General features: G+C 51.2%; 26 protein-coding genes. 17 read left to right on the forward strand and 9 right to left on the reverse strand.

The features are described 5' to 3' along the window. Window positions 1-27: 27 nt before the first annotated feature. Window positions 28-729 (reverse strand): amino acid ABC transporter permease, encoded by a 702-nt coding sequence (locus tag ACTL32_RS00255; protein ID WP_441339590.1) that lies wholly within the window; start codon window positions 727-729, stop codon window positions 28-30. Further along, entirely contained in the window at window positions 716-1540 is an 825-nt protein-coding gene (locus ACTL32_RS00260) for a transporter substrate-binding domain-containing protein (RefSeq protein ID WP_441339591.1), read from the reverse strand. Before ACTL32_RS00260 ends, ACTL32_RS00255 begins: the two co-directional genes overlap by 14 nt. A gap of 403 nt (window positions 1541-1943) precedes the next feature. Here ACTL32_RS00260 and ACTL32_RS00265 point away from each other — a divergent pair, with 403 nt between their 5' ends. Continuing rightward, window positions 1944-2888 (forward strand): L-threonine 3-dehydrogenase, encoded by a 945-nt coding sequence (locus tag ACTL32_RS00265; RefSeq protein ID WP_441339592.1) that lies wholly within the window; start codon window positions 1944-1946, stop codon window positions 2886-2888. Between the two features lie 401 nt (window positions 2889-3289). Here the strand turns inward: ACTL32_RS00265 and ACTL32_RS00270 are convergent, their stop codons facing one another. From ACTL32_RS00270 to ACTL32_RS00280, 3 genes are all read right to left on the reverse strand, one after another. After that, window positions 3290-4642 (reverse strand): YjiH family protein, encoded by a 1353-nt coding sequence (locus ACTL32_RS00270; protein ID WP_441339593.1) that lies wholly within the window; start codon window positions 4640-4642, stop codon window positions 3290-3292. Window positions 4643-4798: 156 nt separating this feature from the next. Next, window positions 4799-5488: a bacillithiol biosynthesis deacetylase BshB2 gene (bshB2, locus tag ACTL32_RS00275; protein ID WP_441339594.1), complete on the reverse strand. Its 690-nt coding sequence runs from the start codon at window positions 5486-5488 to the stop codon at window positions 4799-4801. 13 nt (window positions 5489-5501) lie between these two features. Continuing rightward, window positions 5502-5852: a YojF family protein gene (locus tag ACTL32_RS00280; RefSeq protein ID WP_204891129.1), complete on the reverse strand. Its 351-nt coding sequence runs from the start codon at window positions 5850-5852 to the stop codon at window positions 5502-5504. 142 nt (window positions 5853-5994) lie between these two features. Here ACTL32_RS00280 and ACTL32_RS00285 point away from each other — a divergent pair, with 142 nt between their 5' ends. The 3 genes from ACTL32_RS00285 to ACTL32_RS00295 are packed head-to-tail and all read left to right on the forward strand — an operon-like array spanning window position 5995 to window position 8775. Then, a complete protein-coding gene (locus tag ACTL32_RS00285) occupies window positions 5995-6858 on the forward strand; it encodes an ABC transporter permease subunit (protein ID WP_441339595.1) in 864 nt (287 codons plus the stop codon). Next, window positions 6859-7887, forward strand: a complete 1029-nt coding sequence (locus tag ACTL32_RS00290; RefSeq protein WP_441339596.1) for an ABC transporter permease — start codon at window positions 6859-6861, stop codon at window positions 7885-7887. Between the two features lie 12 nt (window positions 7888-7899). Then, the gene (locus ACTL32_RS00295) at window positions 7900-8775 is read left to right on the forward strand and encodes a GNAT family N-acetyltransferase (RefSeq protein WP_441339597.1); all 876 of its coding nucleotides are present in this window, start codon (window positions 7900-7902) and stop codon (window positions 8773-8775) included. A 236-nt stretch (window positions 8776-9011) separates the two neighbouring features. Here the strand turns inward: ACTL32_RS00295 and pdxK are convergent, their stop codons facing one another. Then, the gene (gene pdxK, locus ACTL32_RS00300; protein WP_441339598.1) at window positions 9012-9845 is read right to left on the reverse strand and encodes a pyridoxine/pyridoxal/pyridoxamine kinase; all 834 of its coding nucleotides are present in this window, start codon (window positions 9843-9845) and stop codon (window positions 9012-9014) included. Between the two features lie 63 nt (window positions 9846-9908). Beyond that, window positions 9909-10163, reverse strand: a complete 255-nt coding sequence (locus tag ACTL32_RS00305) for a hypothetical protein (protein WP_441339599.1) — start codon at window positions 10161-10163, stop codon at window positions 9909-9911. A 72-nt stretch (window positions 10164-10235) separates the two neighbouring features. Between ACTL32_RS00305 and ACTL32_RS00310 the strand changes: the two genes are divergently transcribed. From ACTL32_RS00310 to ACTL32_RS00325, 4 genes are read left to right on the forward strand one after another with little or no spacing between them, the layout of a single operon-like run. Then, window positions 10236-10955 carry a DUF4230 domain-containing protein gene (locus tag ACTL32_RS00310; RefSeq protein ID WP_204891123.1) on the forward strand — a complete coding sequence of 240 codons (720 nt, stop codon included), beginning with the start codon at window positions 10236-10238 and terminating at the stop codon, window positions 10953-10955. Window positions 10956-10967: 12 nt separating this feature from the next. Next, complete coding sequence (locus ACTL32_RS00315; protein WP_441339600.1) at window positions 10968-11642, forward strand: uracil-DNA glycosylase; 675 nt, start codon at window positions 10968-10970, stop codon at window positions 11640-11642. 59 nt (window positions 11643-11701) lie between these two features. After that, on the forward strand, window positions 11702-11956 hold the full coding sequence (locus tag ACTL32_RS00320; protein WP_441339601.1) for a YwdI family protein: 255 nt from the start codon (window positions 11702-11704) through the stop codon (window positions 11954-11956). 18 nt (window positions 11957-11974) lie between these two features. Then, window positions 11975-12352: a DUF423 domain-containing protein gene (locus ACTL32_RS00325; protein WP_441339602.1), complete on the forward strand. Its 378-nt coding sequence runs from the start codon at window positions 11975-11977 to the stop codon at window positions 12350-12352. A 210-nt stretch (window positions 12353-12562) separates the two neighbouring features. On the opposite strand, the gene hemQ is transcribed toward ACTL32_RS00325, so the two are convergent. Continuing rightward, a complete protein-coding gene (hemQ, locus tag ACTL32_RS00330; RefSeq protein WP_441339603.1) occupies window positions 12563-13312 on the reverse strand; it encodes a hydrogen peroxide-dependent heme synthase in 750 nt (249 codons plus the stop codon). A gap of 170 nt (window positions 13313-13482) precedes the next feature. On the opposite strand from hemQ, the gene ACTL32_RS00335 reads away from it, so the two are divergent. The 3 genes from ACTL32_RS00335 to ACTL32_RS00345 are packed head-to-tail and all read left to right on the forward strand — an operon-like array spanning window position 13483 to window position 16156. Further along, complete coding sequence (locus tag ACTL32_RS00335; protein ID WP_441339604.1) at window positions 13483-14301, forward strand: lipoate--protein ligase family protein; 819 nt, start codon at window positions 13483-13485, stop codon at window positions 14299-14301. Window positions 14302-14359: 58 nt separating this feature from the next. After that, the gene (locus ACTL32_RS00340; protein ID WP_441339605.1) at window positions 14360-15661 is read left to right on the forward strand and encodes an HD domain-containing protein; all 1302 of its coding nucleotides are present in this window, start codon (window positions 14360-14362) and stop codon (window positions 15659-15661) included. Beyond that, complete coding sequence (locus tag ACTL32_RS00345) at window positions 15662-16156, forward strand: YwgA family protein (protein ID WP_441339606.1); 495 nt, start codon at window positions 15662-15664, stop codon at window positions 16154-16156. A gap of 159 nt (window positions 16157-16315) precedes the next feature. Here the strand turns inward: ACTL32_RS00345 and ACTL32_RS00350 are convergent, their stop codons facing one another. Further along, window positions 16316-16501 (reverse strand): 2-hydroxymuconate tautomerase, encoded by a 186-nt coding sequence (locus ACTL32_RS00350; RefSeq protein ID WP_204891114.1) that lies wholly within the window; start codon window positions 16499-16501, stop codon window positions 16316-16318. A 210-nt stretch (window positions 16502-16711) separates the two neighbouring features. Here ACTL32_RS00350 and ACTL32_RS00355 point away from each other — a divergent pair, with 210 nt between their 5' ends. The 6 genes from ACTL32_RS00355 (at window position 16712) to ACTL32_RS00380 (ending at window position 22366) form a co-directional block, all read left to right on the forward strand. Continuing rightward, a complete protein-coding gene (locus ACTL32_RS00355; RefSeq protein ID WP_441339607.1) occupies window positions 16712-17227 on the forward strand; it encodes a YwhD family protein in 516 nt (171 codons plus the stop codon). A gap of 374 nt (window positions 17228-17601) precedes the next feature. After that, window positions 17602-18435 carry a spermidine synthase gene (speE, locus tag ACTL32_RS00360; RefSeq protein WP_441339608.1) on the forward strand — a complete coding sequence of 278 codons (834 nt, stop codon included), beginning with the start codon at window positions 17602-17604 and terminating at the stop codon, window positions 18433-18435. Between the two features lies 1 nt (window position 18436). Then, entirely contained in the window at window positions 18437-19309 is an 873-nt protein-coding gene (gene speB / locus ACTL32_RS00365) for an agmatinase (RefSeq protein ID WP_441339609.1), read from the forward strand. 243 nt (window positions 19310-19552) lie between these two features. Beyond that, window positions 19553-20329, forward strand: a complete 777-nt coding sequence (gene pnuC / locus ACTL32_RS00370) for a nicotinamide riboside transporter PnuC (protein WP_441339610.1) — start codon at window positions 19553-19555, stop codon at window positions 20327-20329. 226 nt (window positions 20330-20555) lie between these two features. Beyond that, the gene (locus ACTL32_RS00375; protein ID WP_441339611.1) at window positions 20556-21782 is read left to right on the forward strand and encodes a cation:proton antiporter; all 1227 of its coding nucleotides are present in this window, start codon (window positions 20556-20558) and stop codon (window positions 21780-21782) included. Between the two features lie 86 nt (window positions 21783-21868). Continuing rightward, complete coding sequence (locus tag ACTL32_RS00380) at window positions 21869-22366, forward strand: antibiotic biosynthesis monooxygenase family protein (protein WP_441339612.1); 498 nt, start codon at window positions 21869-21871, stop codon at window positions 22364-22366. Window positions 22367-22458: the final 92 nt, after the last annotated feature.

The following is a 22458-nucleotide window of genomic DNA, read 5'->3' on the forward strand; positions in this document are numbered from 1 at the left end:
GCGCTCCTTACTGCAGTCTTTGCTTTATTACCGGGAAACATAGCGGTCGAAACGGTGTTCGAGCCTGCCTTGCCCGATGGATAGGAGGAAGCAGACCACCCAATAGATCAATGCTGCCTGTCCGTATAGCAATAAAAACTCGTAATTGGTTGCAGCGATCTGCTGGGCGATGCGGAACATTTCCGTCACCAGAATCAGCGACGCCAAAGACGTGTCCTTGATCAGGCTGATGAACGTATTCGACAGCGGCGGGATGGAGACGCGCGCCGCCTGCGGCAGGATGACCCGGCGGAGCGACTGCCAATAGCTCATGCCGATTGTATTCGCTGCTTCCCATTGGCCTTTCGGAATCGACAGGATCGATGCCCGGATCACTTCAGAGGCATAGGCGCCGACGTTCAACGAAAAGCCGATGACTGCAGCCGGAAATGGATCGATCGTGATATTGAGCGACGGCAGTCCGTAAAACAGGATGAACAACTGGACCAATAGGGGAGTGCCCCGGATGATGGAAACATAGACCCGGGCGATCCCTTGTAAAACCTTGAACGTGGAGATGCGGGCCAGCGCCGTCAAAATCGCCAGGATGAGCCCGAGAATAAAGGAAATGATCGACAACGGTACCGTGAACTGGATCAGCCCTTCCAATAAAGGAAGCCATGAAGTCTGTGCGATATCGCCGAGGCGCTCCATTCTGACAGGATCCGAGAAAATACTATTCAAGTACATTTTCGCCGAACCACTTGTTGGAGATTTCTTCGTACGTGCCGTCTTCGATCATTTCAGCGAGCGCTTTGTTCACTTCTTCAACTATTGCACCGCTGCCTTGTCTGAACAGCAGGCCGCTTTGTGCGGCGTCTTCGGATTCATCGACAATCTCGATGTTGGCATCCGGACGCTGTTTTAGGAAATCGAGGACCGTCAAGTTGTCGTTCACAGTTGCATCCACGCGGCCGGAGTTCAATAATTCAATCGCCTGGTTGAAGCCTTCGACGCCTTCAAGTTCCGCGCCGAACGATTTCGCTGTCTCTGCGTAGTTGCTCGTCAGCGACTGGGCGGACAATTTGCCTTCCAAATCGTCGAATGTCTTGATATCCGACCCTTTTGGAACGACTAAAACAGCTGTAGAAGTAATGTACGGATCTGAGAACTCATAGCTTTCTTTTCGCTCGTCGTTGATGCCGACCTGGTTTGCGACCATGTCAAAGCGTTCTGCGTCAAGGCCAGCGAACATCGCGTCCCATTGCGTTTCTAAAAACTCGGCTTCAACGCCAAGGCGTTTAGCCACTTCCTGAGCAATTTCCACATCAAAGCCGGTCAATTTGCCGGTTTCATCATGAAACGTGAATGGCGGGTATGTGCCTTCCGTGCCGACCACCAATTTGCCTTCTTCTTGCACTTTCGCAAGCAGATCCTGCTCTTCGCCGCCTGAAGTGGCTGCGTCATCGGTTGTCGGATCTTCTTCCGGCGAACCTCCGCATGCTGCCAATAAAACCATTGCAGCGATCAATAATAAAAATGCCCAACTGAACTTCTTCATGATATATCCCCTCTACTTCCTATGTTTTTTAAAGATCTTCCCTAGACGATTCCACGTCTATCCAAGTTTTCCTTCCCAGCAGCTCCAATATAAAAAAGAAAATACAACTATACAATACTAAGTGGAATACTAGGATTTAGAATCAAAAAAAAGAAAATCTTTAATGATTTGATGTCTCGGAGAGCCAATGCCCCCAAGTGCTGTCTCATTATAGCATCGTTGGAGCCAAAGTTACAATTACTAGAATCGGAGAATTTTATCATCCTGTAAAACAAAAGGCGTTGTATTTTTAAAGAGAACAATTTATAATGGCAACATACAGAAGCTAATGAGAACAACGATTTAATAAGAAAATTTGTTTTTTTGCAGAGGACATTTGTTTTATTCGGAAGGAGTGCTATTGATGGAGCGAATTATGATTACAGGTGCGCTGGGGCAGATCGGTTCAGAATTGACGGAAAAACTGCGCGGCATCTACGGTGTGGACAATGTATTGGCGACAGATATCCGGCAAGGGGAAAACCAGAACGGGCCATTCAGCATCCTGGACGTGACAGACGCACAGAAGATGCATGATTTGGCAAAGGATTTCGGTGCGGACACAATGATGCACATGGCGGCGCTTTTGTCAGCGACGGCAGAAGAAAAACCGCTGCTTGCCTGGAACTTGAACATGGGCGGACTGGTCAATGCGCTTGAAACTTCACGCGAGTTGGGGATGCAATTCTTCACGCCAAGCTCAATCGGAGCATTCGGGCCATCGACGCCGAAAGTGAACACGCCGCAGGACACGCTGCAGCGGCCGACGACGATGTACGGGGTCAATAAAGTATCGGGCGAATTGCTCTGCGACTATTATTTCCAGAAGTTCGGGCTTGATACACGCGGCGTCCGCTTCCCGGGGCTGATTTCCTATGTAGCCCAGCCAGGCGGCGGCACGACTGATTATGCCGTGGACATCTACTATAAAGCGATCGAAGAGCAGCGTTACACTTCCTATATCGCTAAAGGCACGAACATGGACATGATGTATATGCCGGATGCGCTGCAGGCAATCGTCGACCTGATGGAAGCAGACCCTGCGAAACTGATCCACCGCAATGCGTTCAATGTCACGGCGATGAGCTTCGATCCGGAAGGCATCGCAGCGTCCATCCGCAAGCACATCCCGGAATTCCAATTGTCTTATGACGTCGATCCTGCACGCCAGGCGATTGCCGACAGCTGGCCGGACAGCATCGACGCTTCAGCAGCGAAAGCGGAATGGGGCTTCAAAGCCCAATACGACCTGGATGCGATGACCGCAGACATGCTCGAAAAACTAAAAAAAAAATTGGTCTACGCGTAAGTAAAGGAATCATATGAAAAAGCAGGAAGCGAATTTTTTCGCTTCCTGCTTTTTTATCTTTTGAGAAATCTTCTAGAGATAAGTTAACGAAAGAATAAACTGGTTACACCGCTTCGGCGCTTTGGGAAGGGCATTGCTCCTGCGCAAGCTCGTCGCAAAAGAGGTGCCCGAAAACTTTCGTGCACCTCTTTGGCTTTCACCAGGAGCCGAGAAGGGCACTCGTCTCCTGGTTTCGCCCAGCCCGTGGACGCGCCAGCACTAGAGAGGCTTTCTATAAGAGAAATATTCAAGTTAGGAATCTAGTTAATTAATATCAGCTTATCAATTAAAAGACAGTCAATTTATATCTCTCAGCGAACAAAAAAGCAGGAAGCGAATTTTTTCGCTTCCTGCTTTTGTTTTTAGAATAGAAGATGTGCAATACCGGCAACAATCGGCAAAGCGATGATTGTACGCAGCAAGAAAATCACGATCAGGTCCCAGATGTTCACCGGGATTTTCGAGCCGAGGAGCAATCCGCCGACTTCTGACATATAGATCAATTGCGTGACGGACATCGTCGCCACGACAAAGCGCGTCAGTTCCGATTCGAGGCCTGCGCCGAGAATGGCAGGCAGGAACATATCAGCGAATCCGACCACCATCAGCTGCCCGGCTTCCGCAGCCTGCGGAATGCCCAAGAGGTTCAGGTAAGGCACAAACGGCGCTCCGAGAATGGAGAATACCGGCGTGTACTCGGCCAAGATCAAAGCGATGGTCCCGAATGCCATAACGACCGGTGCCACACCGATCCACATGTCCAGGACGTTCTTGAAGCCGTCTTTGAAGAATTCCTTGACGGATTTGTTTTCCGACGCTTTTGTCAAAGCATTTTCAATGCCGTGTGAAGCGACGCTGTATCCTTCAGGCACTTCTTCAGAATAGGATTCCTGAGGATCGCCGTTCATGAACGTTGTCTTTTTCTGAGCCAACGGGTAAATACGCGGCATGATCAGCGCCAGGATGATCCCTGTCAGGATGACCGTTCCGTAATAGGGAAGGAAATACTGGCCAAGGCCGACTTCCTGGATGACTACGATTGCGAACGTAATTGACACGACCGAGAACGTAGTTCCGATGATGGCAGCTTCACGCTGCGTATATTTATTCTGGATATATTGGTTGTTTGTCAGCAGGACGCCGATTGTTCCATCACCGACCCATGAAGCCAGCGCATCGATCGACGAACGGCCAGGCAGGCGGAACAGCGGGCGCATGACTTTTACCATCATCGTACCGAAAAACTCGAGCAAGCCGAAGTTCATCAATAGGGGCAGGAACAAGCCCGCGAACAGGAAGATGGTGAACAGGAACGACAACAGCCCTGTGCTCGACAGCAGCAAGCCGCCGGTATTTTCGCTCCAGACCGCTTCAGGCCCGATTTGGAACAGCACCATCACCGCAAATACGGCACCGAGGATGCGGACGATTGTCCAGAACAGGTTGACGTTGAACAAGCGGTCAAAAAATGAGACTTTCTGGCCTTCTTTCACTTTGCGGGTGATCATCACCAGCGATCCGATGGCAGCAACGATCAGGATGACCATCATAATCCATGGGGCAACCGGTTCAAGAAGCCCCGCGAGCCAGTTGGCCATCAGGGCGATGGTTACATACCAGCCATCTTCCGTTGGAAACGGAATGATGAATAGCAGGACACCCAGCAAGGATGGAATCAGAAACAAAAGCCAGGTGGAAGTTGAAAACTTTTTCACGAAATAAACCCCTTTTCCTTGTGCATTAAAACACTTGATTTCTAGTAATTATACAGCACTTACCCCTCTGTAAGTGCTTTCATACCAATGTTTATCTTATCTGATTACTCCCAAAAAAAATACCCCTATCTTAAAAATAAGATAGGAGTTTCGGAGTCAGAAAGATTCTTCGAAATCTTCGTTCCAGCGGTAATTATAGAAGCGTTCTTTCGTCAGCCAGTTTTCCGTTTCCACATCGCCTTGCGAAAGTTTCAGCTCCATTTCTTCGAGCATCCAAGCCGTTTGGGAAATATGGGCTTTCATGGCATTCATTTTCTGGCTGCGGACAGCCGTGACATCGTAGATGATGTCAGGCTTGCCGAGCACATCCAAGGTTTCATTAGCGAATGCTACGCAATGCAATTTCGGCCGGTCCTTCATGCGGCGCACGGCGCGCACAACAGCGCGGGCAGTGGCTTCATGGTCGGGATGCACGGAGAATTTCGGATAGAACGTAATGATCAGCGACGGATTCAGCTCATTGATCAATTCTTCCATCATGCGGACCATTTTTTCGTCATCTTCAAACTCGACCGTCTTGTCGCGCAGCCCCATCATGCGCAGATCGGTCAAGCCCATCGCTTCGGCGGAAGCCAAAAGCTCTTTTTTGCGGATCATCGGCAGCGACTCGCGCGTCGCGAACGGCGGGTTGCCCAGATTGCGGCCCATCTCGCCTAATGTCAGGCAGGCATATGTAACCGGTGTTCCGCGCTGGATATGGGTGGTGATTGTCCCCGACACACCAAAAGCTTCATCGTCCGGGTGAGGGAAGACGACCAATACGTGGCGTTCTTCTGGAATTGTCATCTGTTTCCCCTCCTTAGTAACTGAACGGTGTTTCGCTGATCTGCAGCGCCACCGCCAGTTTTCCTGATCCGTCATGCCCGGCAAGGAGCAAGCGGCCTTGATCGTCCAGTTCGTAATGTGTGATGCCTTGGGCGTAGACCCAGCCATGCGGCAATTTCAATCCGACGCGGTGCGGGCTGTCGCCGACCACTTTGCCAAGCTCGTAATTGATGACGACGTTGCGGATGAACGCGCCGGCATTGAAGAACCCTTCGTTGAAATGGGAAGCATAAGAGCCGTTCGTCGTTTCCAGGTGCAGATAGACGTCTTTTTTGGCGAATGCATCCAATTCCACTTGCAGTTTTTTTACTTCCACTAATTCCATCTTTCTCACTCCTCGACATTCCGTATTTCTTTAGTATAGGGAAATTCGCCGCAGAATGCGATTAGGTTGCTCTACGGAACCCGAAAGGATGTTATTATATGGAAGTGAGAATGTTCGAAATAATAGAAGAAGGATGGGTCCTATGAAATTCATCACCAAATTTATCTTTTCCATAGTTGGCATCCTGCTGGTCAGCGGTTTTCCTGTATTGATCCGCGGATTGCTGGAAGGGGAACTCCGCATGAAGGAATACGCCGCCACACTCGAAGGGATGCTCCGGGAAATCTGGCCGCTGAAGGAATTCTCGGTGCTGAATTTCCGCACCCAGCGGGAAACGCTGCTGTTCCCAACGATTGCGGACTACATAACCTACTCGCTCCAGCTTTTGCTGCTGGCATTTGCCGTGGCCGTCATTGCGGCGCTCGGCGCAACGGTCTTGACGCTGCTGCTGTCGGAGAAAAACCGCGAACGCGTGAAAATGGCCTTGTATTTCCTGGAGTCGATTCCGGATCTGCTGATCATCATGCTGGCCCAATGGGGCGTCATCTTGATCTACCAGCAGACGGATATCCTCATCTCGAAAATCGCCGTGGTCGGCGGGGAGCGGATTTACTGGCTGCCCGTGCTGTGCCTCGCCATACTGCCGACGATCCAGCTCTACCGCCTGTGCATCCTGACGTTTCAGGAAGAAGAGCGGCAGATGTACGTGGAACTCGCCCAGTCGCTCGGGTTTTCAAAACTCTTCATCATTTTTATCCACATGTTCCGGAATGCGATCATCAGCGTCTTTTTCCAATCGAAAAAGACCATCTGGTTCATGCTGTCGAATTTATTCGTCCTGGAATTGATGTTCAATATTCCTGGAATCATGCTGTTCATGAAAGACAATATCACGCCTGAAGTGTTCCTGGTCACGATACTCGGCTTTTTCCTGCCGATCTTCGTGATGAACAGCCTCGGCGAATGGTATTTCCTCCGCCGCCTCAAAGGAAAGGGGGTGGCGTAGATGTGGAGACAGCCCTTATTTGTCATCGGCTTCGCCGTCATGTCGTTCTTCCTGTTCGGCAGCTTCATCTATGAATGGCTTTACGGCAATGTGCCGCGCCAGCTCCTCTTCGTCATGGAAAACGGCCGTGCGGTGGAAGGGCCGCCGATTTCACCGAATTGGCAATATCCGCTCGGCACGGACCAGTTCGGCTACGACTTGTTCGGCAAATTGATGATCGGCGGCAAATACACCATTTTGGCCGCGTTGGCGATTGCCGCTCTGCGGATGCTCATCGCTGTTCCGCTCGGTTTCATCCTCGGGACCTATCTGGAGCGGCACCGTGCGTGGCTTGGCGGCTTGGCCGATTCGATGCATTACATTCCGCTCACGCTGTTTGCCGCGTTCCTGTTAGGGCCGGTGCTTTGGATGCCGCCTGACGGCTTCGAGACCGCCATGTGGGAACGCATCGCCATCCAGGTCGTCCTGATGGCGCTATTGACTGTGCCAGTGGTTGCGATGCTCGTCAGCAGCGAAGCATCTCTTCTGTACCGCCAGGAATACATTCTGGCCTCGAAGGTGCTAGGGGCAAGCCGCTTCCGCATCATACGGAAGCATCTTTATCCGCAGATGCGGGAGAAGTTTGCGGTGCTCTATGGCCAGCAAGTGATGGAAACGTTCATCATCCTCGCGCATCTGAGTTTGCTGAACCTGTTTTTCGGCGGTACGAAAGTGAGTTATGATCCGATGTTCGGCGATCCGCCGATGTCGATCTCCTTTGAATGGTCCGGCCTGTTCGGCTCGACGTTCCGCTATCTGCAGGGTGCGCCGTGGCTGCCGCTGTATCCGGTCCTGTTCATCGCGCTCGCCATCCTGTCCGTCTCGCTGATGCTCGAAGGCTACCTGCGCTCAAAAGATCCGAAAGTGAAAAGAGTGCGGAAAGCGGCGGCCAAGGACGTAAAAACCGTCGAATGGAACCGCGAACAGCTGCGCGAAAAAATGGTCTTGATGAAAGAGGCGGCAGCGCCGAAAAATACACGTGAATCATAAGGGAAAGGGAAGATGAACATGGTAGAAATCAGGAAACTGGCAGATTGCACCGTCGAGGAAGCTGTGGAGGCCTGGAATAAAGGATTCGAAGGCTATTACTTCGATATGGCCACCACACCGGAAGCGTTCAGGAAAAGAGGCGAGCAGGAAGGCTTGTCCGCGGACTTGTCGGTCATTGCGTTCGAAGATGGAGAACCTGTTGGCATCGTGCGCAACGGCATCCGGGAAATCGCCGGTAAGAAAGTCGCCTGGAACGGCGGGACCGGCGTCGCGCCTGCGCTTCGCGGCAAAGGCGCCGGCAGGAAGCTGATGGCAGCGTCGCTCGATCTTCTGAGAGAAGCGGGCGCGGATATCGCAACCCTCGAAGCGGTCAGCGAAAATGTGCCAGCGATTGAACTCTACAAGAAAATGGGCTACGAGATTGTCGACAGCGTACATTTCCTGCAGCTGAAAGGGAAAGCGGGAGGGGCGGATATTTCTGCCGATGGCGCTATCGTACTCGAAAAAGCGGCGCCGGAAGAAGCGGGCCGCCTGCCGTTCTACCGCGGCGATTTTACCTGGCAGACCCAGTGGCAAAGCGTGAGGGACGGCGAGGCGCTGATCGCGTACTCACCGGACGGAGAAGCCTTGGGTTATGCATATTACCGGAAGAATCTTGACGGTGACGGGAAGCATGCCGCTACCGTGCTTTACCAATGCGCCGCCGGCAGGGAAGATGAAAAAACGGCCCAAGCCCTGCTTGCAGGTGTATTCGGCGATTTTTCAGACGACATCAACCGGCTCGCAGTCAATGTGCCGGAGGGGTCCAATAAAACCACTTACGAAGCGCTTTTGGGACTTGGATTTGAAACCACGACAAAGCAAGTGTTCATGAAAAAGGAGCTTTGAATCGCGCAGGCTCATTCTCTTCTTGAAGCCGGCGGCGGAAAATGAAATATGCACAGCGAAGGTTAAAATACGCACAGCAAAGGTTAAAATACGCACAGCAACGGAAGATTTACGCACAGCAAAGGTTAAAATACGATTCTGCCGGAGAAAAGCGGCCGCTGGAATCAGCAAAAAAGCTTTTATTCCATCCGATAAATGAAAAAGGAGCCTGCGGCTGCAGGCTCCTTTTGGCGTTCTTATAGTTTTGTCATTTCGACTGCTGGCGCTTCGAATTTATTCGCAGCGCCGTGCATGACCGGGCCGACATACTGGTTCAGCTGCCAGCCGTTCGCGATGGCCGCCGAAACGAATTTTTTCGCGTTCAATACGGCATCTTCTACGGATTCGCCGTTTGCGAGGTTGGCCGTGATTGCTGCGGCAAATGTACAGCCCGCGCCGTGGTTATAGGTCGTATCCGTTTTTTCAGCCGTCAAGAGGTAATGCGTTTTGCCGTCGAACAGAAGATCGGCCGCTTTCTCGTGCTGCAATTGCTTGCCGCCTTTGATGACGACATATTCAGCGCCGTGTGCGTGGATCTTTTCAGCCGCTTCCTTCAGGTCTTCCACCGTCCGCAAGGTGCCGATGCCTGACAATTGGCCGGCTTCGACCAAGTTCGGCGTCACGACTTTCGCGTTCGGCAAGAGGTGCTTGATCATGGCATCGACGTTTTCTGGGAAGAGGACTTCATCTTCGCCTTTGCACGCCATGACCGGATCGATGACGACGTCGCGGATGCCGGACTCAGCGATCGCTTTGCCGGCCATCTCAATGATATCGACCGTTGGAAGCATCCCGGTTTTCAATGCATCGATTCCTGTGGAGAATGCTGTGTCAAGCTGTGCTTGCAGCGTATCGGTCGGAATCGGGTGGATGCCGTGGCTCCATCCGTTTGCCGGGTCCATCGTGACAATGACCGTCAAAGCGTTCATGCCGTATGTGCCATGTTCCTGGAACGTTTTCAAATCTGCTTGTATGCCTGCTCCGCCGGAAGTATCCGAACCGGCGATTGTAAGAGTTTTTTTCAAAGCCATCAGTTTATATCCCCTTTATATGAAGTTTGTTCATTCCCTTTATTTTATCAAAATTCAGCCCATTTACAACGGTTTGGGCTTGTGGGGAAGCAGGAGAAGTACGGCGGTCGCTGCGCAGAGCAGGAAAAACAGGCCGGCAAACAAACCGATGACCCAGCTGCCGCTTTTGAAAAGGCCAATCGCAATGATAAATGCTAAAATGGAAACAGAAATCACGGCGGCTGTAAGGCAGCCCATGCCAAGCCGCTTGGCCGGCTCCGGCGCACTTTCGCCTTTCGTATTCGCAATGGTTTTTATTTTTTCGCGCCAATCGGCCATAATCAGATCGCCCCTTTGCACCATCGTATCACGGGGCAATAAATATGAAAATCGCAGAAAGTAGGGAAAAGGATGGCAAAAGATCCGAAACTGACGGAAATCGAACGCTTATTGAAAGAAGTAAAAGGGAAAGAAGATACAAAGGAATCGGGGTTCTGGAAATCGTTCAAGGTGCTTGCCGGTGTTTTCCGCAACTCGTTCCTGGCGCTGGCGGTGGTTTTATTGCTGCTGGTTGTGGCTTTGCCGCTCGGCACGTTCTGGATGATCAAAGGCAGTACAGCGACAGAAAGCAAGGGCGTATTCCTCGAACAGATCCGGGATTTAAACGAATTGACGACGGCCGAAGCGTTTTCGAAAGTGATCATCGAACGCGAGGACAATAAAGTCTTCGGGCAGGACATCGGCTTGGATTTGCCGGGTACGAAACGGCAATTGCTTGTGGTCATTCCCGGCTCTGTAAAGGCGGGCATTGATTTTTCGGAAGTCACAGCTGAGGACATCCAAGTGGATGAAGAAGCGAAGACTGCGACACTGACCTTGCCGAAAGCCGATTTCCTCGGCGGGCCGGAAATTTTCATGGACCGGGTGGAAATCTATTCCTATGAAGGCTTGTTCCGCGAAGGCGCCGATATATCCGAAGGGTTCGACCTGGCGGAAGAAGCGCAGAAAATGATGCTTGAGGAAACAGAAGGCCAGGGCTTGTTAGAGCAGGCGGAAGAAAACGGTGCGAAATCGGTGAAGGAAATGTTCAAACTGGTGGATTATGATGTGACGGTGGAATTCAAAGATTAAGGAGCGATGCACATGCCGAAGGAAATTTTCCAAAATGACTGGCAGCAAGTGGTGGGCGAGGAATTCGAAAAACCGTATTACAAGCAGCTGCGCGCATTTTTGAAAGAGCAGTATGCGAACGAGACGGTCTATCCGGCGAAAGAGAATGTTTGGACGGCTTTCGAACATACAGCGTACAGCGATGTGAAAGTGGTCATCCTCGGCCAGGACCCGTACCACGGGCCGAACCAGGCGCACGGCCTCAGCTTCTCGGTGCTTCCGGGCGTTCCGCTGCCGCCGAGTTTGCGCAATATGATGAAAGAGCTGAAAGAGGACCTCGGCTGCGCTATCCCCAAAGACGGCACGCTGACGAAATGGGCGGACCAAGGGGTCATGATGCTCAACACGGTGTTGACGGTGCGCAAAGGAGAAGCCAATTCCCACCGCAATCAAGGCTGGGAAACCTTTACCGATGCCGTCATCCAGAAATTGTCGGAACGCACCGAGCCGGTCATTTTTGTCCTATGGGGCAAACCTGCGCTGACGAAAAAGCGCTTGATCGACCTGGAACGCCATTCGGTCATCGAAGCGCCGCATCCGAGCCCGCTCAGTGCCAAACGTGGATTTTTCGGAAGCCGGCCTTATTCAAAAGTGAACAGCTTGTTACAGGAGCGCGGGGAAGAGCCGATAGATTTCTGCTTAGCCTGACGCAAGGTCCGCGAGCATGTTAAAATAGGCAGGAATAGCAACGGAAAGGGGGAGCAGGCATGGCAATTGACGCCGCCCGCATTCTAAGGGAAATCGAGAAGCACACGGCCGCCGCCCGCACAGCGGATCCAGCCAAAGCGCGCGAAGCCGTCGCGGCCATCCGTGCACTTTGCAACCTCGTGCTTGATGACGAGGGACCGCAATACGAAAAGCCGCAGGCAATCCCGCTTGCAGCCCCGCAGGTGCAATCCGTCTCTTCCGGAACGAAACTGAAAGAAGACGATGCAAACGGGGATTCGCTTTTTGAATTTTAATTGGAAAGAGGAGTAGAAATGAAATTTTTCTTGATTGCCGGAGCGGTCAACGCTCTGTTATCAGTGGCGTTCGGCGCGTTCGGCGCCCATATGCTGGAAGGCCGTGTCGCGGATAAATACCTCGATACATGGCAGACAGCTGTCCAATACCAGATGTTCCATGCCATCGGCTTGATGGTCGTCGCCCTTCTCATGAGCTCATCGCTCATCGGGCCGCTCGGTTCATTGAGCTGGGCAGGCTATCTGATGCTTGCCGGCATCATCATTTTCTCGGGCAGCTTGTACGTCCTGAGTTTGACAGGCATCAGCATCCTCGGCGCCATTACGCCGATCGGCGGCGTGGCATTCATCGCCGGCTGGGTCATGCTGATCATCGCAGCAACGAAAGCATTATAATGTATCGAAGCCTCCGCATTTGCGGAAGCTTTTTTTATATCTGGCGAAAGGAAAGTATTTGCCGCCGGAAGGAAAGTATTTTGGAACGGAAGGAAAGTATTCCGATTGGAAAGGAAAGTAAATCCAAATGTTGGAAAGGGAATGTGCCACGCTGCTACTTTAAACCGGCCGTCAAACGAAAAAAAACCGCCCGAGGGCGGTTTTTGCATCTTACACTTCCAGGAATTTCGCTGTGCGTTCTGCGTCTAAGCGTGTGCCGACATAGAACGAACCGAATTCTGCGTAGCGCGCGCTGACTTCGTCAAAGCGCATTTCGTAGATTAATTTCTTGAACTGGAGAACGTCGTCTGCGAACAGCGTAACGCCCCATTCGTAGTCGTCAAATCCGACAGAACCGGAAATGATCTGTTTCACTTTGCCGGCATAGCTGCGGCCGATTTTGCCGTGGGACAACATCAATTCCTTGCGCGTGTCCATCGGCAGCATGTACCAGTTGTCTTCGCCTTCGCGGCGCTTGTCCATCGGGTAGAAGCAGATGTACTGCGAACGCTGAAGTTCCGGATACAGACGCGCACGGACATGCGGGTTCTGGTATGGATCTTCATCCGATTTCCCAGCCAGGTAGTTGGAAAGTTCGACTACCGATACATACGAATACGTCGGAACCGTATAAGCGATCAATGTCAGCTTGTTGTATTCCGTTTCAAGCTCGCGCAGTTCGTCCATCGTTTCGCGCAGAAGCATCAGCATCAAGTCGGCTTTTTGGCCAACGATTGAGTACAATGCGTGTGCGCCTGTTTTGTTTTCATCGGCTTGGTTGATTTTGTCCATAAATGCCTGGAATTCGTCGATCGCGAATTGGCGCTCTTCTTCCGTCAGCATTTTCCACGATACCCAGTCCATCGACCGGAAATCATGCAGGACGTACCAGCCGTCTAATGTAATTGCTGCTTCATTCATTTATCAAACACTCCTTTAGTCTGAATCTCACAAAATCAGTTTATCACAACGGCCTGGCAACTTCCTCCAAAACAGCGGACTGTCACCAATTTGACATGCCGAAAGCGGGTTTTCACAGACCCTCATCTCGGGTACACTTAGAACAAGCAATTGAAAGAGGAGAAACGATCATGTCTTTATTTGAAAAAGAAACCGAGTGGCGGTTTTGGGACCAATCCCTGAGCGCCAAAAACCGTTCCGCACTTGAATCATTTGCGGCGGATGACCTGCTTTGTGAACTGGTCGGCTCCGGCAAAAGCCCATCCGCCGTCCGCACATGGGTGCATGACGACACCGTCGTGCTCGGCATCCAGGACCACCGGCTGCCGCACATCGAGGAAGGGATGGCGTATTTGCGCGAGCATGGCTATGAGCCGATCGTCCGGAACTCGGGCGGGCTTGCCGTCGTGCTGGATGCCGGCGTCCTGAACATTTCGCTTGTCTTATCGGAGAAAGAAAACGCCATCGACATTCCGGCTGGCTACGATTTGATGGTCGAACTTGTGCAGGAGCTGTTTCCGGAAGCGTCGATCGAAGCTTATGAAATCGTGGGGTCGTATTGCCCCGGGTCATACGACCTCAGCATCGATGGCCGCAAATTCGCCGGCATTTCCCAGCGCCGCATCCGCCGCGGCATCGCGGTGCAGGTCTATCTGTGCATCGAAGGGTCGGGAGCCGAACGGGCAGAACTGATCCGCGGGTTCTACGAAGCGGGGCTGAAGGGCGAAGAAACCAAGTTCGCCTACCCGGAAATAAAACCCCAAGTGATGGCGTCGCTCAGCGAGCTGCTCGGCAAACCTTTGACCGTGCAAGAAGTGGTGCTCGACCTTTACGGGCTGCTCGGAATGCCGGCGCCCCGGCCGCTTGCGCCCGACGAGATGGAACTGTACCGGTTTTATTTGGACCGGGTCGTTGAGCGCAACCGGAAAATGCTTCCACCGTCCCCTTGAAGGAGGGGCTCGGGCTGGGGTAAAATGTTTAGTACGCAGAAAAATTGGAGGTGCGGCCGTGTATGCTACACAGAAGCTAGCTGAAGAAAAAGTATTCAAAGATCCGGTTCACCGATACATATATGTACGCGACCAAGTCATCTGGGATTTGATCAATTCCCGTGAATTCCAGCGCCTTCGCCGCATCAAGCAGCTCGGCACCTCTTATTTGGTATTCCACGGAGCCGAACACAGCCGCTTCAGCCATTCGCTCGGCGTCTATGAAATCGTCCGCCGGATTTCCGACGACATTTTCCATGGCCGCCCGGAATGGGATGAAAGCGAACGGCTCGTCGTGTTATGCGCTGCGCTTCTCCATGACCTTGGCCACGGACCGTTCTCGCATTCGTTTGAAAAGGTCTTCCACGTCGACCACGAAAACTTCACGCGCGAAATTTTGCTTGGCGATACCGAAGTCAATCGGATCCTCACAAAAGTGAGCGGGGATTTCCCGAAGAAAGTCGCGGAAGTCATCGCTAAAACCTATACGAACAAGCAGGTCGTGTCGCTGATCTCCAGCCAGATCGACGCCGACCGCATGGACTACCTGCAGCGGGACGCTTACTATACCGGTGTTTCCTACGGCCATTTCGACATGGAACGCATACTCCGGGTCATGCGGCCAATCGACGACCAGGTCGTCATCAAAGCGAGCGGCATGCACGCCGTCGAGGATTACATCATGAGCCGCTACCAGATGTACTGGCAAGTGTATTTCCACCCGGTGGCGCGCAGCGCGGAAGTCATTCTGCGGAAGATCCTGCAGCGCGCGAAGGAACTCCATGACAGCGGCTATGAATTCAAGCAGCCGCCGACGCATTTCATGGCCTTCTTCGACCGCTCGTTCACGCTGAAAGATTATTTGGCGCTTGATGAAGGCGTCCTTATGACGTACTTCCAGCTTTGGATGGACGAACGCGATCCGATCCTCGCCGATATGAGCGACCGGTTCGTCAACCGCCGCCTGTTCCAGTACGTCGATTTCGATCCCGGCAAGGATTACCGGAAACTCGGCGAACTTGCACGGCTGTTCCAGAAAGCGGGCATCGACCCGGACTACTACCTCGTGGACGATTCGACATCGGATCTGCCGTACGACTTCTACCGCCCCGGCGAAGAAGGGGAGCGGCTGCCGATCCATCTTTTGATGCCTAACGGCGACATCAAGGAATTGTCGCGCCTGTCGCAGATTGTCGAAGCGATTTCCGGAAAGCGCAGAACGGATTATAAATTATATTTCCCAGCGGAATTATTGATAGATGGCAAGAAAAAAGCCATCAAGCAGCAGATATTGGAAATGCTTAGAGAAGGAGGGGTCTAGTTGCTCCAGGAACACGCAAAAATCGTGGATTTCATCGCGACAGCGGAAGGCATCACCGGCCGCAAGAAAATGCAGAAAATGATTTACATATTGAAGAAACTGGGCGTGCCGTTCCAGGAAAAATACGAGTTCCATATTTACGGGCCGTATTCTGAGGAACTGACAGCACGGGTGGAAGAGCTATGCGATATGGGGTTTTTATCCGAGGAACTTGAAGACAAAGGCTCGTACGTCCAATACAAATACAGCGTCACCAAAGAAGGGGCCGACTTCCGCGGAACGCTGAAGGAATCGATCCTCGAGTCGCCGGAAGTTGCCGGCAAGCTGAACGGCAAAAGCAGCCGCTTTCTTGAACTGACGGCAACACTGCTGTATTTCGACCATATGGAGCGCGACGAGCAGATCGAAAAGCTCCACGTCGTCAAAGCAAAGCTGAACTTCACGCAAGACGAAATCGAAGAAGCCTACGGGTTTATTGAAGAATTAAGGCAATAAAAAAACTCCCGCAATGGGAGTTTTTTACGATACTTTGATGTCTAGCTGCAACGGCCAGCTTCTCTGGTCATAAGCCACTTTGACGGCGCGGCTTAAAACACGCCGCTTCGTCAAATCGTCTTATGCCGGTCGAACCTTAACGGCCGTTTCCACTTTTCTTCAAATATCGCTGAACAATTTGCCTTTGACGCCGTAATCGGTTTTCTTCATGTCTTCGATGAAGACCGTGACGTTCTCGATCGGTGCGCCAGTTGTTTCAGCAACCGCTTCGCTGACTTTTTCAACCAGCGCGCGTTTTTGGTCTTCCGTGCGGCCTTCAAGCATTTTGACAGTTACGTATGGCATAATGGATACAGCTCCTTTTTTGAATTAGGCTTTGTGTTTGTTAGTAGGGTATTCCGCAAAACAGCTCCGCTTTGCTGCGGGCTTAGCGCCCGAGTGGATCTCGGCACTTCGCTGTCCCGCGGCAGTCTCCGCTGTTTAGCTACATACCTGTGAACTTAACAAGCCTTAATAAAGATATCTCAATCATATCAGAACGGAGGGAATGTACACATGGCAAACGAAGAAAAACCGAAACAAAAAGTAGGATTCACCATTATAAAGAACGATCCGACAGACGGGCATAAAGGCTACGGCATCGGCTCGTTGTCGCTTGAGAACGTCTCGCCGTTGTTTATCGACATCCAGGAAGAGGAAGCGTTCATCGACATCGGCGCGATGCATGCTCGCAGCCAGGTGGAAAAAGGCATCAAATTCACAACGAACCGGGAAGACTCGGCAGGTGGCAAGCCGTATTGGCTCATCTGGATCACCATCGACTTCAATCCGCAGGGGCCTTATTACGCTGGCGTCACGGCTTGCGAGATGGTCGTCAACCGCGAAAAACGCCGCGGCTATAAGATTTTGGCCGAACACGTCAACTTGATGGACAAATCGATGAAGCGCAAAATCATCGTCGACCACATGGACGAACCGTCCAAACGGGTGCTTGCCGAATACTTGAGAAGCCATAACCCGGAAATGTGGGGACGCAGTGAACCCCAGCTCCGTCAAGATTTGAATGCATAATCCTTTTCGGAATTTGAACAAAATGTGACATTTGAAATTGCCTTACACAGGCGGTTGAAGTTGGCAATGAAAGGCAGTACACTATAAATACAGCTTTTGAATAGAAAGCTAGGACACCTGAGAAGCGGACAAGTGCCGTGAGCCATTGCGAGAAAACCCAAGCCCAATGCCTCATGTCTCTTTCTCCGCGCCATCAGGATAAAAAGGTTTTCTGCGTCTGGAAAAATTCCCGCCGCAGAAAACCTTTTTATTTTGCGTGTAGAGCGGTGCGCAGCGGGTAAAGGACAGTGTGTAAAAAAATATTGCACTTTTGTTGAAAAGAATTATACTTTTTTAAGTAGTTTTAATTTGAGCGAAAAGGAGTTTGATTATAGATGGCAGGATTTTGGTACACAGAAAAACAAACCGAGAACTTCGGGATTACGATGAAAATCAATAAAACGCTTCACACCGAGCAAACGGATTTCCAATACTTGGAGATGGCAGAGACGGCTGAATGGGGCAATATGCTTTTCCTTGACGGCATGGTCATGACGTCTGAGAAAGACGAATTCGTTTACCATGAAATGGTGGCGCACGTTCCATTGTTCACTCATCCAAATCCAGAAAACGTTCTGGTTGTTGGCGGCGGAGACGGCGGAGTAATCCGTGAAGTGCTCAAGCACCCTTCTGTCCAAAAAGCGACGCTTGTCGACATTGACGGCAAAGTGATCGAGTACTCGAAAAAATTCTTGCCTTCAATCGCTTCAGGGCTTGAAGATGCGCGTGTTGACGTGATCGTCGGCGACGGATTCATGCACATCGCAGAATCCGAAAACAAATACGACGTCATCATGGTGGATTCAACTGAACCGGTCGGCCCGGCAGTGAACTTGTTCACGAAAGGCTTCTACGCTGGCATTTCGCGTGCCTTGAAAGAAGACGGCATTTTTGTCGCACAATCCGACAACCCGTGGTTCAAAGCCGATTTGATCGAACAGGTGCAAAAAGACGTGAAGGAAATCTTCCCGATCACGAAGTTGTACTTGGCGAACATCCCGACTTATCCGTCTGGCCTTTGGGCATTCACCATCGGTTCGAAAAAATACAATCCGCTGGAAGTGCCGGCTGAGCGTTTCCATGAGATCGATACAAAATACTACACGAAAGAATTGCACAACGCGGCATTCGTATTGCCGAAATTCGTGAAAGATTTGGCAGGCGAATAAGATGCGCTTTGACGAGACTTATTCAGGAAAAGTATTCATCAAAAGCCATCCGAATTACGAAGAATCCAAAGCGGTCCTTTACGGCATGCCGATGGACTGGACTGTCAGCTACCGTCCAGGGTCCCGTTTCGGTCCCAATAAAATCCGTGAAGTGTCAATCGGACTGGAAGAATACAGCCCGTACCTTGACCGTGAATTGGAAGATGTAAAATTCTTCGATGCAGGCGACATCCCGTTGCCATTCGGCAATCCGGAAAAATCCCTGCTTGAAATCGAGACGTATGTCCACACATTACTTGCGGACAATAAAATCCCGATGGGCATGGGCGGAGAGCACTTGGTGTCTCTTCCGGTCATGAAAGCCGTTGCGAGCAAATACGACGATTTGGCGATCATCCATTTTGATGCGCATACCGATCTACGCGAAAACTACGAAGGCGAAGAATATTCGCATTCCACGCCGATCCGCAAGATCGCCGACCTTATCGGACCGAAGAATGTCTACTCGTTCGGCATTCGTTCCGGCATGAAGGAAGAATTCGTATGGGCGAAAGAGAACGGCATGCACATCTCGAAATTCGAAGTGCTCGAGCCGTTGAAAGAAGTCCTGCCGACGCTCGAAGGCCGCAACGTCTATGTTACGATCGATATGGACGTCCTGGACCCGGCGCATGCGCCAGGCACCGGGACGGTCGATGCGGGCGGCATCACGTCACGCGAATTATTGGCATCGATCCACGCCATCGCAGCGTCAGGTGTCAACGTTGTCGGATTCGACTTGGTCGAACTGGCGCCGGTCTATGACCATTCCGACCAGACGGCCAACACCGCAAGCAAACTGATCCGTGAAATGATTCTCGGTTGGGTGAAATAAAAGCGGACAGTCAATCGGTTTCATCGTAGCAATAAAATAATTTAGATCTCTATCCATAGAAAGCACTCTGATTCGCTAGGTTTTAATAGCGGTCAGCGGTGCTTTTTTTTGTTTTCTCGGAAGCTCCCTTGGAAAAACAGGCGGTATTTTTATCATTTTGATAATTAACAGAGTGTCATTACATGTGTAAAGACATTATTATATTGAAGGGAAGTGAATCACAAAAGAAGGGGTGGCAAGAAAATGAAAGTGATCAAGTTTTTCAAAAGAATGAGCTTGTTCGAAAAATTGTTCGTAGTGCTGGGCAGTTTGGCGATGATCGGATTATCGGTGTATTGGGGGGATGCCCCGATTGCGCTGATTGCCGGACTGCTCGGATTTCTCTGCGTATTCCTTTGCGCGAAAGGGAGCATCTGGAATTATCCGCTGGGCGTAGCCAACGTGATCTTATATGCATATATTTCCTACGGCGCGGGCTTCTACGGGGAAGTGATGCTGAACGGCCTTTATTACTTGCCGATGAATATCCTGGGCTGGTACATCTGGTTCGGGAAATCGAAGCAAGCCGATCCGGCCATCAAGGAGAAAACGGAGATGGACGTGGAAGTGAAGGCCGTGACCGTGAAGCAGAAAGCGCTGCTCGTGGCGGGGTCTGCCGCAGCAATTGTACTTTATGCATGGGCATTGATGTTGATGGGCGGCAACTTGCCGATCATTGACGCCACCACGACGGTGCTCAGCATCGTAGCGATGATCCTCATGGTGAAGCGCATCGCGTTCCAATGGAACCTGTGGATTTTCATCAATGCCATGTCGATGGTGCTGTGGGGATACAATTTCTTCTTCCAGAATGGCGAAACGATTGCGATGCTGGTGATGTGGAGCTTGTATTTGATCAATTCCATTTACGGCTACACCAATTGGCGAAAGGCGGAGCGGGCCGTCTTGGGAATCAAAGATGGACAGCAGGAGCGGAAGGTAGAAAATCCTGCGCTTTTGGTTGGCGTTAGCGGTAAATAGGAATACTTCGAAAGTTGGTCGGGCCGCCGCATAAACCGATGGGTGCTGCTCGGAATTGAATAGAAAGTTCTCCGACAAAGCCGCTTTGTGATGCCTGCACGAACTCCTGTTTTGTCGAATGCATTAAATCACCAATCACTTTAAGCGCTTTGATTCCATAAAATATGTTTACTCTTCCGCTTTTAGAGAAATGAAAAGAATAAGAGGCGGATGGGAGCGGTGTAGAATGCATGATTTCAATGAAGTTTTTATACAGATTCTGATATTGCTGGCCATCGCAATTTCCGTTGTTGGGATTGCAAAGAAAATCAATCAGCCGGACACGATTGCCCTTGTCCTGGTAGGGCTCTTTTTAGGGATTGTAAACTTGCCGATACCGCTGATTGACCATGCAGAAGAATTCATTACCCAATCGAATGTATTCCAAGTGATCATCATTTCGCTGTTTCTGCCGATCCTCTTGGGAGACGCCACTTTGAAGCTGCCGTTCCATCATTTGTACAAACAGAAAAACACCGTGATCGGGATGGCGCTTGGAGGAACTTTCCTGTCATTTATCATCATCGGCTTCGCAGCTCATTACCTGATCGGCTTGCCGATTGCGGTGGCATTCACTTTTGCGGCTTTGATGAGTGCTACAGACCCGATCAGCGTACTTTCTATTTTCAAATCAGCAGGAGTTTCCGAAAAATTGTCCACCATCATGGAAGGGGAATCATTGTTCAATGATGGGATTGCAATTGTGCTTTTCCAGATTGCGTCGGTGTATTTATTGACTTATATCGAAATGGGCTGGGCAGGCATCGGAAGCGGCGTCTGGCTGTTCCTGCGGTTTGCAGTAGGCGGAATCCTGGTTGGGGTCATCCTTGGCTTTCTCTTCTCGCAAGTCATCCGCTTTTATGACGATTATCCTTTTGAGATTGCCGTTTCGGCCTTGTTGTTTTTCGGCAGTTATTTTATAGCAGAGCACCTTCACGTATCAGGTGTCATTGCCGTTGTAGCGGGCGGCTTTGTCTTTGGGGATTACGGTGGAAAAATCGGAATGTCCGAGACGACGGAGCGGAATATCAACTCGTTCTGGGACGTCATTGCATTGATTGCAAACTCGCTCATCTTCCTGATTGTCGGCCTTGAAATCCGGAATATCGATTTGAACGGCCAATGGGAAATCATCCTTTATGCAATCCTCATTGTCATCGGCGCACGGATTGTTGCTCTGTTCTTAAGCACCCTGCCGGCTAAAAGCCTGAACCGGAAAGAACGAATCCTGCTCAATTGGGGCGGATTGAAAGGAAGCCTTTCCATCGCTTTGGCGCTCAGCCTTCCCATGAGCTTTGAAGGCAGAGAGACAGTGCTGCTCCTGACGTTTTCCGTTGTGCTCTTTTCCTTGATCGTCCAAGGCTTGACAATCAAACCGCTCATCCGGAAGCTCGGACTGAGCGAGAAGGCCTGATTGAATCGGACTCGCCGTCCGGATAGATTCTTTCCGCCAGAAAAGATAAAATGGAAAGGAATATAAATCCGAAAGAGGTGCTGGCGATGGAATTGTATAAATGGACGGGCCATAGGGACCAAGGGGTTGCAATGCTTGCTGGAACTCCGAACGCACGGCTGATCTACCTGGTGGACGGCGAGGAATCGACGGTGCTATTCGAAGCGGAAGGAGGCGCGGCTCCCGAAGGCTTTGAAGCGTTCGAAGTGCTGAATGCGGTCGGCGACATCAACGACGGCTACTTTGCGGTATTCAACAACATTCCGGTGACGGAAGAAGGCCGGGAGATTTTTGAAGTACGCTTCCGGAACCGTGCCGGCAAGGTGGAAGGGGAGCCCGGGTTCGCAGCGATCCGTGTTTTGCGCCCGCTGAGTTCGGATACATACATCATCCTGACGATGTGGAAAGACGAAGCGTCGTTCAAGGCGTGGCAAGAATCGGAATCCTACGGGCAAGCGCACGCAAAGCGCGGAACAGCGGAAGGCATCGACAAAAAACCGAATATCTTCGCGCGGCCATCGTTCGTGAAAACGTACATCCGGTAATCCGGCGCAGCCCATTTCATAAATAGCGATCAGCCACTCCCTGGAGTGGTTTTTTGCATTTCTGCCCGTTTTGTCGGGATTCCGGCAAACCC

The organism is Planococcus sp. FY231025, assembly GCF_052078085.1.
GTDB lineage: Bacteria > Bacillota > Bacilli > Bacillales_A > Planococcaceae > Planococcus.

Excerpts from the sequence above, each read along its gene's own strand:
- ACTL32_RS00280 (WP_204891129.1), bottom strand. The coding sequence starts at position 5,852 with ATGGAATTAGTGGAAGTAAAAAAACTGCAAGTGGAATTGGATGCATTC.
- ACTL32_RS00260 (WP_441339591.1), bottom strand. The coding sequence starts at position 1,540 with ATGAAGAAGTTCAGTTGGGCATTTTTATTATTGATCGCTGCAATGGTT.
- ACTL32_RS00305 (WP_441339599.1), bottom strand. The coding sequence starts at position 10,163 with ATGGCCGATTGGCGCGAAAAAATAAAAACCATTGCGAATACGAAAGGC.
- ACTL32_RS00295 (WP_441339597.1), top strand. The coding sequence starts at position 7,900 with ATGAACATGGTAGAAATCAGGAAACTGGCAGATTGCACCGTCGAGGAA.
- bshB2 (WP_441339594.1), bottom strand. The coding sequence starts at position 5,488 with ATGACAATTCCAGAAGAACGCCACGTATTGGTCGTCTTCCCTCACCCG.
- ACTL32_RS00255 (WP_441339590.1), bottom strand. The coding sequence starts at position 729 with ATGTACTTGAATAGTATTTTCTCGGATCCTGTCAGAATGGAGCGCCTC.
- pdxK (WP_441339598.1), bottom strand. The coding sequence starts at position 9,845 with ATGGCTTTGAAAAAAACTCTTACAATCGCCGGTTCGGATACTTCCGGC.
- speB (WP_441339609.1), top strand. The coding sequence starts at position 18,437 with ATGCGCTTTGACGAGACTTATTCAGGAAAAGTATTCATCAAAAGCCAT.
- ACTL32_RS00325 (WP_441339602.1), top strand. The coding sequence starts at position 11,975 with ATGAAATTTTTCTTGATTGCCGGAGCGGTCAACGCTCTGTTATCAGTG.
- ACTL32_RS00380 (WP_441339612.1), top strand. The coding sequence starts at position 21,869 with ATGGAATTGTATAAATGGACGGGCCATAGGGACCAAGGGGTTGCAATG.
- ACTL32_RS00350 (WP_204891114.1), bottom strand. The coding sequence starts at position 16,501 with ATGCCATACGTAACTGTCAAAATGCTTGAAGGCCGCACGGAAGACCAA.
- ACTL32_RS00310 (WP_204891123.1), top strand. The coding sequence starts at position 10,236 with ATGGCAAAAGATCCGAAACTGACGGAAATCGAACGCTTATTGAAAGAA.
- hemQ (WP_441339603.1), bottom strand. The coding sequence starts at position 13,312 with ATGAATGAAGCAGCAATTACATTAGACGGCTGGTACGTCCTGCATGAT.
- ACTL32_RS00290 (WP_441339596.1), top strand. The coding sequence starts at position 6,859 with ATGTGGAGACAGCCCTTATTTGTCATCGGCTTCGCCGTCATGTCGTTC.
- ACTL32_RS00355 (WP_441339607.1), top strand. The coding sequence starts at position 16,712 with ATGGCAAACGAAGAAAAACCGAAACAAAAAGTAGGATTCACCATTATA.
- ACTL32_RS00375 (WP_441339611.1), top strand. The coding sequence starts at position 20,556 with ATGCATGATTTCAATGAAGTTTTTATACAGATTCTGATATTGCTGGCC.
- ACTL32_RS00335 (WP_441339604.1), top strand. The coding sequence starts at position 13,483 with ATGTCTTTATTTGAAAAAGAAACCGAGTGGCGGTTTTGGGACCAATCC.
- ACTL32_RS00315 (WP_441339600.1), top strand. The coding sequence starts at position 10,968 with ATGCCGAAGGAAATTTTCCAAAATGACTGGCAGCAAGTGGTGGGCGAG.
- ACTL32_RS00320 (WP_441339601.1), top strand. The coding sequence starts at position 11,702 with ATGGCAATTGACGCCGCCCGCATTCTAAGGGAAATCGAGAAGCACACG.
- pnuC (WP_441339610.1), top strand. The coding sequence starts at position 19,553 with ATGAAAGTGATCAAGTTTTTCAAAAGAATGAGCTTGTTCGAAAAATTG.
- speE (WP_441339608.1), top strand. The coding sequence starts at position 17,602 with ATGGCAGGATTTTGGTACACAGAAAAACAAACCGAGAACTTCGGGATT.
- ACTL32_RS00285 (WP_441339595.1), top strand. The coding sequence starts at position 5,995 with ATGAAATTCATCACCAAATTTATCTTTTCCATAGTTGGCATCCTGCTG.
- ACTL32_RS00265 (WP_441339592.1), top strand. The coding sequence starts at position 1,944 with ATGGAGCGAATTATGATTACAGGTGCGCTGGGGCAGATCGGTTCAGAA.